The sequence below is a fragment of the Desulfobaccales bacterium genome (genome assembly GCA_041648175.1).
GTDB lineage: Bacteria > Desulfobacterota > Desulfobaccia > Desulfobaccales > 0-14-0-80-60-11 > 0-14-0-80-60-11.
Genome location: JBAZPO010000013.1, coordinates 35,417 through 48,902 on the forward strand (window position 1 = coordinate 35,417; position 13,486 = coordinate 48,902).

At 49.0% G+C, this 13,486-nt stretch carries 11 protein-coding genes; all 11 read left to right on the plus strand.

Annotation, left to right across the window (positions count from 1 at the left end):
- Positions 1–17 precede the first annotated feature (17 nt).
- Positions 18–791: a GNAT family N-acetyltransferase gene (locus WC600_12625; GenBank protein MFA4903572.1), complete on the plus strand. Its 774-nt coding sequence runs from the start codon at positions 18–20 to the stop codon at positions 789–791.
- Between the two features lie 4 nt (positions 792–795).
- Positions 796–1,806, plus strand: coding sequence for an N-acetylneuraminate synthase family protein (locus tag WC600_12630; protein MFA4903573.1), 1,011 nt, complete (start codon positions 796–798; stop codon positions 1,804–1,806).
- Between the two features lie 225 nt (positions 1,807–2,031).
- Positions 2,032–3,864, plus strand: coding sequence for an asparagine synthase (glutamine-hydrolyzing) (gene asnB / locus WC600_12635; protein ID MFA4903574.1), 1,833 nt, complete (start codon positions 2,032–2,034; stop codon positions 3,862–3,864).
- Positions 3,861–4,979 carry an N-acetyl sugar amidotransferase gene (locus WC600_12640; protein MFA4903575.1) on the plus strand — a complete coding sequence of 373 codons (1,119 nt, stop codon included), beginning with the start codon at positions 3,861–3,863 and terminating at the stop codon, positions 4,977–4,979. The genes asnB and WC600_12640 overlap by 4 nt, the downstream gene beginning before the upstream one ends.
- On the plus strand, positions 4,976–5,350 hold the full coding sequence (locus WC600_12645; GenBank protein ID MFA4903576.1) for a hypothetical protein: 375 nt from the start codon (positions 4,976–4,978) through the stop codon (positions 5,348–5,350). Before WC600_12640 ends, WC600_12645 begins: the two co-directional genes overlap by 4 nt.
- A 185-nt stretch (positions 5,351–5,535) precedes the next feature.
- The gene (locus tag WC600_12650) at positions 5,536–6,192 is read left to right on the plus strand and encodes a class I SAM-dependent methyltransferase (GenBank protein MFA4903577.1); all 657 of its coding nucleotides are present in this window, start codon (positions 5,536–5,538) and stop codon (positions 6,190–6,192) included.
- Between the two features lie 83 nt (positions 6,193–6,275).
- The gene (locus WC600_12655; protein MFA4903578.1) at positions 6,276–7,187 is read left to right on the plus strand and encodes a class I SAM-dependent methyltransferase; all 912 of its coding nucleotides are present in this window, start codon (positions 6,276–6,278) and stop codon (positions 7,185–7,187) included.
- On the plus strand, positions 7,184–7,882 hold the full coding sequence (locus WC600_12660; protein MFA4903579.1) for a class I SAM-dependent methyltransferase: 699 nt from the start codon (positions 7,184–7,186) through the stop codon (positions 7,880–7,882). The genes WC600_12655 and WC600_12660 overlap by 4 nt, the downstream gene beginning before the upstream one ends.
- Positions 7,883–7,927: 45 nt before the next feature.
- Positions 7,928–9,826: an asparagine synthase-related protein gene (locus tag WC600_12665; GenBank protein ID MFA4903580.1), complete on the plus strand. Its 1,899-nt coding sequence runs from the start codon at positions 7,928–7,930 to the stop codon at positions 9,824–9,826.
- A gap of 30 nt (positions 9,827–9,856) precedes the next feature.
- Positions 9,857–11,257, plus strand: a complete 1,401-nt coding sequence (locus tag WC600_12670) for a radical SAM protein (GenBank protein ID MFA4903581.1) — start codon at positions 9,857–9,859, stop codon at positions 11,255–11,257.
- Positions 11,258–11,536: 279 nt separating this feature from the next.
- On the plus strand, positions 11,537–13,348 hold the full coding sequence (locus WC600_12675; GenBank protein MFA4903582.1) for an LIC12162 family protein: 1,812 nt from the start codon (positions 11,537–11,539) through the stop codon (positions 13,346–13,348).
- Positions 13,349–13,486: the final 138 nt, after the last annotated feature.

The following is a 13,486-nucleotide window of genomic DNA, read 5'->3' on the forward strand; positions in this document are numbered from 1 at the left end:
TCTCCTCAAACCCCAAAATGGACCTCTCGGAAGACCGTTGGCTCTCGGCTGTCGTCGGTCATAGCGTATTCAAGGTTAACTTTGATGACGCCGACGCTATCCGGGAAGAGGAAAGCGCTCCCTGGCGTGACCGGATAGCTCAGCATCTGAAACGTCACGCGGTGGGCAGTTATTACGCCAAAATTGGTTCCACCCGGATTGACCTGGTGAGGCACCTGGTTGCGTTAGGTTTCTATGTGGTGGACATGCAAGTAACCTTTGGCCTGGATAAGGCGGTCGAACCCCGGAGCATTGCACCGGAAGCCAGGTCCAGTTGCCGGATTGGTGTATTTCACCCCACCCAGCGGGAGGCGGTATTGGGCATTGCCAAGTCCTGTTTCCGATATTCGCGCTTTCACCTGGACCCGCTCATTCCACTCGAGACGGCCAATCAGATCAAGCATGACTGGATCTTGAATTATATTCTCAAGCAGCGGGGGGAGCACCTCTGGGTAGCTACCGTGGCTGAGCGGCCGGCGGGATTTTTGGCGGTCATTGCCGGCGAAGAGGCCGGGAGACGGTATCGCGCCATCGACTTAATCGGGGTGACCACGGAGTACCAGGGGCGGGGCATCGGACAAGCCCTTGTGGCTTTCTTTGTGGATTTTTATAGAGACCAAAGCGACTTCCTCCAGGTGGGCACCCAGATTGCCAACCTGCCTTCTATGCGGCTGTATCCGAAATTCGGCTTCTCGTTGATCAAATCAGCCTACGTCATGCACCGGCACGTGCCGCAGCCGGGGAATCGTTGAAACTATGCATATCGGCCGGTTCAACCTGGATGACAAAGTGCTGGTGGTGGCAGAGATTGGTAATAACCACGAAGGTGACCCATCCTTGGCCTTGGAAATGGTGGCTGCGGCCGCGGCAGCAGGGGCCGACGCGGTAAAAGTCCAGATAATCAATCCGGAAAAGCTGGTTAATCGCTCTCAAGTTGAGCGGATCGCCCAATTATCAGCTTTTCGGTTGCCTTTGTCTGCTTTTGCTGAAATGGCTTCACTGGCGCAGACCAAAGGCTTGTTATTCATAGCTTCCGCTTTTGATATTCAGTCCTTAGAGAGCATCGCGGATTTGGTTTCAGCTATAAAGATCGCTTCTGGTGATCTGGATTTTGTGCCATTACTGGTCAAAGCGGCGAGTCTGAATAAACCCCTCCTCCTTTCGACAGGAATGAGTACCCTAAGCGAGGTGAGGTCAGCTGTAAAGATTATTGAGAGTCAAATAACCAGCGATTCATTATATGAAAAGCTGGCTTTATTGCATTGCATAAGTTTATATCCGACCCCCCTCGGGGCAGCCAACCTGAGGGCTATTCAAACATTACGTCATACCTTCGATCTAACCGTAGGCTACTCGGACCACACCCAGGGAGTTGAGGCGTCAATTCTGGCCATGGCAATGGGAGCCCGGATAATTGAAAAGCATTTCACCCTTGATAAGAACCGCGCCTTCAGGGATCATGCGATTTCTTCTGATCCCGAGGAGCTTCGGTGCTTAGCTAATGTAGCACACAACGTGGATTTGATATTGGGCAGTGGAGAAAAGGTGCCGTCGCCAGCAGAGCAGGAGGCCGCGCTCGCCGCCCGGCGCAGTATAGTGGCATCCCGGGACTTGCCGGAGGGGACCCGGTTAACTGTAAATGATTTGGATTATGTCCGCCCGCGGCATGGATTAGCGCCGGCAGCCGCGATATCGTTGCTTGGAAGGAAATTAGTCGTATCGTTGAAGGCCCATGATTTAATTCTTGAATCTCACCTTGAGCAATAGAGAAGACAAGATAGAACTACCTAAATCCGATAAAAATTTTACCGGAGCTCAGAAAGAAAATAGCCGTTACTTTAAATAATAGCGTTAGTTGCGGAATTTTGTGGACCGTCGGCACGATTTGGTAAATATTGCAACCCTCATGACAATGTCCATCTGGAAATTTGAAAATGCGGTTAATGACCTGATGGCAGCAGGCTTGAGAAAAATCCTGGATTAAATCTCATAATGTGCGGTATTGCTGGCTACTTCGGCCTGAAAGAGCTTGACCCGGAGCGCCTCCAGGCGTGCCTGGCATTGATGCGCCGTCGCGGCCCGGACCACGAGGCTTTCCGACACTGGACCAACCCGGCAGGGCGGAACGTCTATTTATTGCACAGCCGTCTCAGTATCATTGATTTGGACCCCCGGGCCAACCAGCCTTTCCAGGTCGGGTCGAAATGGCTGGTCTACAACGGCGAGCTCTATAATTACCTGGAGGTGCGCCGGGACCTGCAGGCGCATGGCCGCCATTTTACCACCGAGTCCGATACAGAAGTCCTGCTGAACGCCCTGGAATGCCATGGCTGGTCCGCCCTGGACCGGTGCGAAGGGATGTGGGCCTTTGCGGTGTACGACGAGGCGGATGGTTCCCTGACCCTCTGTCGGGACCGCTTCGGTGAGAAACCCCTTTACCTTTACCGTACCGGTTCCGGAGTCTATTTCGGTTCCGAGATCAAGTTTATCACCGCTCTCCTGGGCCGGCGGCTGGAGGTGAACTTTGACCATCTTTACCGCTACCTGGTCAATGGCTATAAGGCGCTTTACAAAGATAGCCACACCTTTTTCAAAGGTCTGGGCGAGCTACCGTCGGCGTCATGCCTACATCTGGATGCTGAAGGCCAAGAGGAGCAATACAAGTATTGGCGACCGGGTTTTTGTCCGGATGAAACCATAACATATCCCGCGGCAGTAGCAGGGGTGCGGGAAAGACTCATCCGCTCCGTGAAGCTGCGCCTGCGTGCCGATGTCCCCCTGGCTTTCTGCATGAGCGGCGGTGTTGATTCGAATTCCCTGATCAGCATTGCCAAGAACATCTTTGGCTACGACGTGCATGGATTCACGATTGCCAACACCGACCAGCGTTACGAAGAGCAGGACATGGTGGACCATGCCGTCGCCGAACTGGGCATCCGCCACACTTCCATCCCGGTGGATACCACCAACTTTCTTCCTAAACTCCGGACCCTGGTAAAACAGCACGACGCGCCGGTGTACACGATAAGTTATTTTGCCCACTGGCTGTTGATGGAGAGCGTGGCCGCACATGGTTATCGCATTGCTATCAGCGGCACCGCGGCTGATGAGCTTTTTACCGGCTATTACGACCATCATTTGGCATACTTGTATGAGGTGAGGGAAGACCCCATTTTGTTGGCGGAATCACAACAGAATTGGAGGGAAGGCATCTTCCCCCTGGTAAGAAATCGGTACCTGCGGGATCCAGAATTATTCATCAAAGATCCGGGGTTTCGCGACCACATTTTCCTGGATGCCGCAAAATTCGCTGGCTATTTGAAGGTTGATTGGGCTGAGGCATTCACGGAAGAACACTTCACCGACAGCCTGCTGCGCAATCGCATGCAGAATGAGATGTTCCATGAGGCCGTTCCCTGCATCCTCCATGAAGATGACCTGAATGCCATGTACTTCTCCATTGAGAACCGATCCCCCTATCTGGATCGGGAGCTGTTCGAGTTTTGTTTCCGCATCCCATCCAAGCATCTGATACGCAATGGCGTGGCTAAAGCCATTTTGCGCGATTCAATGCGCCAAATCGCCCCGGAGCGGATCCTGGATAATCCCCGCAAGGTAGGCTTTAACGCCCCCATCTTCTCGTTTCTCAATGTCCAAGATCCGGAAGTTCTGAGCTACTTACTCGATGGGAGCCCCATTTTCGATCACGTACGGCGCGAAAAGATCGAAGCTTTAATTAAGAATTCGACCTTGCCGAATAGCGAAAGCAAATTCCTTTTCTATTTCCTCAGCAGCAAGTTGTTTTTGGAGGAATTTTCCTCATGAGATATTGCCGCAAGTGCATCATCCCCGATACCCGCCCCAACATTCAGTTAAGCGCTGAGGGGATCTGCAATGCTTGTGAATCCCACGCAACCAAGACCGAGATCGACTGGGCCCAACGCGAGCGCGCTTTTCTCAGCGTAATAAGCCATGCCAAGGAGCGCAGCAAGGGATACGACTGCCTGATCCCGGTAAGCGGCGGTAAAGATAGCACCTGGCAGGTAGTCAAAGCCCTGGAGTATGGTTTGCACCCATTAGCGGTGACCTGGAAAAGTCCGGCTCGCACCGAGATCGGGGCCCGGAATTTGGCCAATTTGGTGAGCCTGGGGGTGGATCATATCGATTATCAGGTGAATCCCAAGGTGGAGAAAAAGTTTCTCTGCCTGGCGCTGGCCCGATATGGTGATCCTGCGATTCCGATGCATATGGCCCTTTTCAATATTCCCCTCACCATTGCCGTCAAGTTTGACATCCCCTTAGCCATCTGGGGGGAGAATTCTGCCTTCGAATACGGCGGCACGGACGAGGAGCTCAAGGGGTTTAGGTTGGATCGCTCCTGGTTGAAAACTTATGGCGTGACCCATGGGACCACGGCTCGCGATTGGATTTCCGAAGAATTAACCGAAAAGGAACTGACCCCCTACTTTGGACCTACAGATGAGGAGTTGGAGAGCAAAGGGGTGCTGGCGGCGTTCCTCGGCTATTACTTTCCCTGGGATCCGCTCTTGAGCCTGGAGGTGGCCCGGGCCCGCGGCTTTAAGGTGCGGGAGGAAGGTCCAAAGACGGGCTATTATGACTATGCCGATATTGACGATGATTTTATCTCGATTCACCACTTTTTAAAGTGGTATAAGTTCGGTTTCACGAGGTCCTTTGACAACTTATCCCTGGAGATACGCAATGGACGGATGACGCGCCTCGAAGCCATCCAAATCCTTCGTGCAAGGGGTGATGAAACGCCTCACGAAGATATAGCCAAGTTCTGTAATTTCATCGGCATTACCAGGGAGGATTTTTTTAACCTTATCGAAAAGTTTCGCAACCCGTCTATCTGGGTGAAGAAAAATAATAAATGGGTCATGCCGGATTTTCTGATCCAGGATTGGAATTGGACATGAAGTTTACTCCCAAGGATCCCCCCCGCGTCTTTGAGGTCGGCTTCGGCGACATCATCCAGATGAAGGATTGCGCGCATATCCATTTGGAACCCGATGAACAGATAACCTTGGTCACGGAGTCCGGCGGTGAGTACGATGTGGCCCGTAAATCTTGGGGCTTTTACGCTACGCCTTCGCTCAATGGGCGGTTGGAGAACTTCGGTTTGCGCCCCGTGCTTCTTAAGAATCGTATCAACCGCTATTTCCTGGTGCTGGTGGAAGGCGGGAAAGAGCCTGACTTTGAACGGTATCTTGACGTGGAAGGCTTGAAAGTGGTCTGTTGGATGGACACTACCGCCAGGCTTGAAAAACTTGAGGAAAAGCTTGGATGAGACCTGAGAGGCGCGCCGGGCAAACTCTTTTACATTGCCCCTGCGGGAGTGACAATTTCCGCAAGTTTTTCACTTATAATGAGCGGCCGGCAGGCGAAACTCATTTCCCCTTCAGCGCGGCTAGCCAATATTACCGGGAGGTGTGGCGCTGCTCCACATGCCACCATTTTGTGTCAGTTCATAATATGGACCTGACCGGCATGTACCAGAATGATTATGTAAGCTCAACCTATGCTGATAGCGAAGGGATCCTGGTTGCCTTCAGGCGAATTATCTCTCTAGATCCGGTCAAATCAGACAATGTTGGGCGGGTAAAGCGGATCCTGGAGTTTGCCGCCGTTCACCTCAAAGCGCCAACCGCTGAAAACCGGGCGCCAACTGTTCTTGATATCGGCTCCGGTTTGGGCGTCTTTCTGCACAGAATGAAAGAGGCTGGCTGGGACTGCACCGCGCTGGATAACGACCCGCGCTTGTGTCAACATGCCAATGACAACGTGGGAGTCAAAGCAGTTTGCGGCGATTTCATGACCCTGGAGAACCTGGGAAAATTTGACGTGGTGACCTTCAATAAGGTACTGGAGCATGTAGAATATCCGGTGGCGATGCTGGCCAAAAGCAAAGCGAATTTGCGCCGCGGTGGCTTTATTTATGTTGAACTGCCCGATGGTGAAGGGGCTGCCCTGGAGGGGCCAGAGCGGGAAGAGTTTTTCATTGAGCATCACCATGTTTTTAGTATGGCCTCCCTAGCCATGCTGGCGTCTCGCGCCGGATTTTCGGTTCTTGTCATGGAACGACTCCAGGAGCCCAGCACCAAATATACGCTACGAGCTTTCTTAATCTAAGTTAGGAGCTAAGACAATGGGCGTATCTTAATATTGTTATAAGGCCATTATGTATAACCATTCTGATAACAAAGGTAATTGCCATGCCAGACCAATATGATGAATCCTCTATCAAAAATTGTTATTCCACCTGGAGCCAAAATTATTACAACGACTATTATGGCTCTAAAGAAGCCTATCCACCGGTACATCGAGACTTGTTAAAATATTTACTTCGTGAGGCAAAAGTCAACAGCATACTCGATGCTGGCTGTGGTCCCGCTTCATTCTTGCGAGAATTGGGTGATGAGAATTTAGATTTGTATGGGTTTGACCTGACCCCGGAAATGGTACTTGAAGGTCAGATGGTATTGGAAAAACATGGTATCCCCTCCAGTCATCTCTGGACAGGTAATGTGCTTGACCCAACATCTTTTCATATGCCCGGGAAAAAGAGGGTAAAGCGCTTTGATGCAGTTATTTGTATTGGTGTCCTGCCCCACATTCCCCATGGCCATGACATCACGGTAATAAAGAACCTGCGAAATGCTGTCAAGCCTAAAGGTCTGGTGGTGGTTGAGGCACGTAACCAGTTTTTTTCGTTTTTTACCCTGAACCGGTATTCGTATAATTTTTTTATGGAAGAATTGATCCGGAGAGAGCATCTATTAGATAAAGCCGGCACTGGAAAAACTCAGTTAATTTCTCTTATGAAGAGTCTTGAAAACCAGTTTCACATGGATCTGCCACCGATCCGTAAGGGCAAAGAAAGTGAGCCGGGGTATGATGAGATTCTTTCCCGCACACACAATCCGCTGCTTCTGAAAGAGCAATTTATTTCTCAGGGGTTTAAGGACGTAAAACTATTATTTTACCACTACCATTGCCTGCCCCCGATGTTTGAGAAAGAGATACCCGAGTTGTTCCGCCAAGAGAGCCTAGCCATGGAAGACCCGGAAGATTGGCGCGGCTACTTCATGGCCTCGGCTTTCCTTTTACTTGGAAAACCGGCATGATCAAAGGCGACGGTTGGATCAAGTATTGTATTTGGGAACATAGTACCCAAGTCAAAGAGCTTTATGCCCGGCGCTGCCGGCTCGAAGAACCGGAAATGGACTGTTCGTCCCAGGCCGTCGAACTCTTAGCTCCTTATGTAACGCCCGGCGACATACTTTTAGACGTAGGTTGTGGCAGCGGGTATTTCTTTCACTCCTTAAAGAAACGTCAGATTCTCGTGGAATATTTCGGTATTGATTCCGCCTCTTCACTTATTGACATCGGCAGGAATTGCCTGGCCTCATATGGGCTGCCGCCAGAAAATTTGCAGGTAATGCGCATTGAAGACATGGATGGTGAAGTAGATCACATCGTCTGTATTAATGTGCTGTCCAATATCGATAATTACCATCGCCCATTGGAACGCATGCTGTTATGTGCTCGCAAGACGGTAATCATTCGAGAATCCGTCAAAAAGCAGGCAGAATATTTATATGTTCATGACAAGTATCTTGATCCTGGGAAAAATCTAAAAGTATATGTCAATGCTTATGGCATGCAGGAATTGATGGAGTTCATCGAATCTTATGGATTTAAGGTAAGATATGTGATAGATTGGCATACTAAAGGAAAATCCCAGATGGTCATCGGATACCCACACTATTGGAAATTCTTTGTGGCCGAAAAGGTGAGTCCTGTTGAAGTTGCTTCCTGATATGGTCAATTCCACCATCTCTCTTCAAGTGGAACTGGTTCAACTATGTCGAGAATAGCCGGGATACTTTGTAAGCATTCCCCTGAACAAGGGGCTGGGCTTCTCAAAGCCATGCTGATGTCTCTGTCAAGTGACAAAAACCGGCTGTCCCGCGAGGAGACCGCCGGTCATGCCGTTCTTGGTTGGTGTGGATGGTATCCGGGGCCCAATATTGCCTCGGCAGATAATATTATTGCAGTCATGGACGGCTTTATTTATAACGGAGCAGAGCTTGGAACGAAAAACACTGACGCGTTGTTATTAATTTCATTATATACCCGTTTTGGGTTTGCCGGTGCATTGCGAAAAATTAACGGTGACTTCGCGGCAGCTCTCTATGATCCTGCCATTGATACCCTTTGGGTGGCCCGTGACCGGTTTGGGGTCAAGCCCCTGTACTACGTGTCTACCCCCTTACATTTTGCTTTTGCATCGCAACCGCGTCCCTTGTTGGCCTTGCCCAACATCGTCGGGGAAATCAACCGGAAATTCGTCTCCCTTTTCGCAGCGTCCCATTATCGCTATTTTGATAATCAGCCTGAGCAATCCCCTTACACCGAAATTGCTCAATTACCCGCGGCCCATTTCCTCCAAGTTACTAAATACCAAGTAAAGAAAACCGTATACTGGTCGCTGGCAGACCTGCCTGATCTTACAGAATCCAAGGCTGCTTTGGCGGAACAATATCGAGCTTTACTGACAGATGCGGTCGCTTTACGGCTGAGAGCTGCTAAAAAACCAGGGTTCACCCTGTCAGGCGGGATGGATTCTTCCTCCATTCTTTCCGCAGCAGTATATGCAACCAACCGGAAACAGCACGTTTTTTCCACGGTTTATGAAGACAAGACCTTTGACGAATCAGAAGATATCCAGCCGATGTTAGCTACCAAGGCAGAAAATTGGCATCCGGTGATGGTAGACAAGCCGGACACCTTCGACTTGATCCAGAAAATGGTCCAGGTTCACGACGAACCCGTGGCCACCGCCACTTGGCTTTCACACTTTCTGCTATGCGAGCAGGCCCATAAGCATGGTTTTCAGTCCCTATTTGGAGGCTTGGGCGGGGATGAATTGAACGCCGGAGAATATGAGTACTTTTTTTTCCATTTTGCCGACCTGCGTTTAGCTGGTCGTGAAGATGAGCTGCAGAACGAAATCCGCATGTGGGTCCAATATCATGACCATCCAATATTTCGGAAAAACCGGGCTGTAGCTGAAGATGCCCTGGCGCGCCTCGTTGATCTTTCGCACCCCTGGCGGTGTCTTCCTGACCGCCGCCGCCTTAACAAATATATCCGGGCCCTGAATCCTGATTATTTCACACTCAACGACTTTGAACCGGTAATGGATCATCCGTTCAAGAGTTACCTCAAAAACCGTGCTTATCAGGACCTCTTTCGGGAAACCATCCCGTGCTGTCTCCGGGCTGAGGACCGCCAGACAATCGCCTTTGAACTCGATAACTTCTTGCCGTTTTTGGACCATCGCCTCGTCGAATTCATGTTCATGATCCCAGGCAAGTTTAAGATTTGTAACGGGGTTACCAAAATCTTGCTCCGTGAAGCAATGCGTGGGATGTTGCCCGAAGAAACGAGAAGACGGGTTAAGAAGACCGGATGGAATGCACCTAGTCATATATGGTTTTCAGGTCGCGGCAAAGACCAACTCATAGATTTGATTCATTCCCGATCATTTCGGGAGCACGGGGTCTATAATCTTCATGAAGTAACCAACATTATTAATGAACACGACCTCATCGTAACCTCCGGTAAATCTGCCGAAAATCATATGATGTTTTTGTGGCAACTGGTTAATTTGGAATTATGGTTGGCGCAGGTCAAAAGATGGAGCCAACGGAACGATGATTTTTCCCAATCTCCTAACTTCTTGCTATCCAAACCGTAATAACGATAAAGAACAAACTTAGGAGATACCATGAGAATATTATTAATTAATATCGCGTTACGCCCTCCACCGTCGCGTGTATATCCCCCCATAGGCTTAGGCTACATTGCTTCTGCCATGAAGCGAGCTGGTTTCTCATTCGATTTGCTGGATTTGGACATCCAGCCCAAGGCTCCCGAAGAAGTCGAAAATTTTCTTCGCACTAACCGTTATGATGTGGTGGCCATGGGCTGCATCGTCACTGGGTACAAATTTGTCAAATGGCTTTCCCGTATTGTTAAAGAGAATTATCCGGAATCCACAATAGTGGTGGGAAATTCTGTGGCTTCATCCATACCGGTTTTATTATTGCAGAAAACCGGAGTTGATATCGCCGTACTGGGTGAAGGGGATGAAACTATTGTAGAATTACTAAAAACAATTGAGGACAAGAGGGAATTGGGCGGAGTCCGGGGAATTGCTTATAAGATAGATGGTGAAGTTAAAATCACTCCTCACCGCCCGATTATCCCGGATATAAATGTCATTCCCATTCCAGACTGGGATTTATTTGATATCGAAGCTTACATCGAAAATCAGTCGAAGGCCCTGGATGAGCCTTTACCGCCAATCCCCCGGGATCAGCTCAGGTCTTTTGTCATCAACACCGCCAGGGGTTGCTTGCATAACTGCACTTTTTGCTATCACGTATTCCAAGGGGAGAAATACCGCTGGCGGTCAGTGGAGTCTATAATCGGGGAATTGGAATATCATAACAACCGTTATGATATTAACCATTTTTATTTTCATGATGAACTCTCTTTCTTTTCCGTGAAACAGGCAGAAGAATTTGCCAATGCCATGCTTGCCAAGAGACTCAAAATTTACTGGGCCGCCAGTTGTCGCAGCGGCCTGTTTACCAAAGAAGAACATCTTGAGGTGGCCAAGAAACTGAAAGAAGTTGGTGGCTTAGCCTTAAGCTTCTCCTTGGAGTCGACCTCCCCCGAAATACTTCAACGGATGCATAAAAATGTGGGTCCCCTCGAATTTTCTCAACAAGTGAAAATTTGTAAGCGCGCCGGTCTGGCGGTCCATACCAGCTTAGTAATAGGCTATCCCGAAGAAACTCCAGAAACTATCAAGGCCACTATTGATTGTTGCATTGACAATGGAGTTTACCCCAGCATCGGATATTTGTTACCCCAACCCGGAACCCCCATGTACGATTATGCCCGGCAACATAAGTATATTCAGGATGAAGAGGAGTATTTGTTAAGCATGGGCGACCGGCAAGATCTACACGTGAACATGACCAAGATTCCGGATCAAGAACTAGAAGCGATAGTAAAAGATGAAATGGCCCGTGCAAACCGCGCCTTGGGGATGGATTTGCAACCGGATAGCTTGATCAAAACTAGTTTTTATCGAACCAAGTCCAAGCCTGAAGAATGATTTTTCTGGTAGGGCTGAGATAGGGGAGCATTACAGTGGGTTCGAAGGATTTAAGCGTGGACACGATAAATGGCCAGTTAACCTGCTGTATGAAGAATTAATCAAGACCGTGGACAGCAATATCTAGCCCGAAAAAATAATTACTCGGATAAACAGCCTACAACTAATTGAATTTAAAAGATTCTTAGCTGAGATCAGAATGACAATTATTTGGCTTAATGGGTTCTGCAATGACTTGTAACAGTTTCCGTCATTTTCGGTGCATCGAATTCGGCATTGATGAATAAATTGACCGAGAACAATCAGCCTACCTATTTCCTGGCGACAACCGCCCTCGAAGAGTTCTGGGACACGTCAAAGCCGCTTTTGTTTCTCGGAGAATGGTGCAGACGCTACAATCGCAAATCTTTTTGGGAACCGCTCATTGGAGAAGTACTGGTCAACCCATGGCATGACAGACAACAACTCCATAAGGCTTATCATTATGTCGCTGATGTATACGAGCGACTATTGCCGGTTTTAGGAGAGGCCCTCAATTCCACCCACAAGGTTAATCATAGTAAACGCTATTGGCGAATAATTCTCGGCCCCTGGCTGCTGTTCTACCTTCCGGTTATCTATGACAGATACATGTGCTTGCGCACCGCGTTAGACGATTATCCTGTTGTTACATCGACCGTGTTGGGAGAGGAAGCGTGGGTAACCCCGTGCGATACGCTGGAATTTGTGCAATTGATCAAGAAAGACCCCTATAATCTGCAACTGTATAGTCGAATACTAAAACTATTAGGATACGATTTTCCACAAAAAACATTTTCTGTGGTGGCCACACCATTTTCCCTCTCTGAAAGGAATTCGCCGTGGGGGAAAAACCGTTTGAGAAAATTCTTGGTCACAAAACTGGCTGTATTAAGCAAGAGATGCAGGGCAAACCATTCGATTATTTTTAGGGATTCATATTTTTCTCGACGCGTAGAATTACAGCTAATCATAAAAACCTTTGGCAGAATATGGCCGGTATTTGAAGACCTTACGCAAATACCCCATTTAAAACCGAACACGACTGCAAGATTGAGCCTGCAGAATGTCTTGCCGGCAGAAAATGACTTTGAAAGGTTGTTGAATCAAATGCTTCCGTTAGATGTCCCTCAGAGTCTTATGGAGGGATTCGATGGACTCCAGAATGAAGCGGAGCGCATCTATCCGTCGATGCCCAAAGCAATATTTTGCTCCGGAGCCTGGTACTTCGACGAAGCTTTTAAACACTGGGCGGCGGTTTCAACGGAAACCGGAACCCAGCTCCTCGGCGCACAGCACGGAGGTAACTATGGCGTCTTGGCGTACCACCCGGGAGAAGATCATGAAATTACTATCACTGACCGATATTTTTCCGGGGGATGGGAGCGCTCTGATCATCGCGCCAAGGTGACCCCCTGGTTCGTGACCAAGCTGGCGGGAAGAAAGCAACTGGGCGCCGATAGCAAGAAAGCAGGGATTCTTTTCGTGGCCACAGCTGACCCGCGATATCTGTTACAAATTCCCCATACTCCATGCCGATTTAGTCGTTACCTTCTCTGGCAATCACGCTTTTTAGCATCGCTTAATTTGCGATTGCTTCCAAAAATTCGAGTTCGGTTTTTTGCGGAAGATTTCGGTTGGGATATCGCCCAGCGCTGGCGGACCTCATACCCGGAAATAAGGGTTGAGACCTGGGATACCCCTTTTATACGAAGTCTTGAGAATTGCCGCCTCTATGTATGTGATCACATAGGAACCACTTTCCAGGAAGCACTTTCAGCAGACAAACCTACAATTTTATTCTGGGATCCTGCAATCAACGAAATGAGGCCGGAAGCGCAACCATATTATGATCGATTGCGTGCTGCAGGGATACTGTACGACACCCCGGAAGCCGCTACCGATGGAGTGAATGTCGTCTATGATAATGTCGTAGCTTGGTGGAACGATCCGGCGCGGCAGGAGGCCCGTCGGATATTCTGCAACCGCTTTGCCCGAACATCATCGGATGCAGTGAACGAGTGGGCAGAAGAATTTATACGCATATCAAAAGAGGGGATTATAACTCGCTAATCACAGACACAACCGTATGATAAATTCATACGTCCCTAGTAATTGTATTGCATCGGCTATGGGGAACGTAGGGGCTGATTTAAAACAGGGCATCTAGCAAGGCAACTTATTTTATGTTCCGATTAGTATATTTTGTAA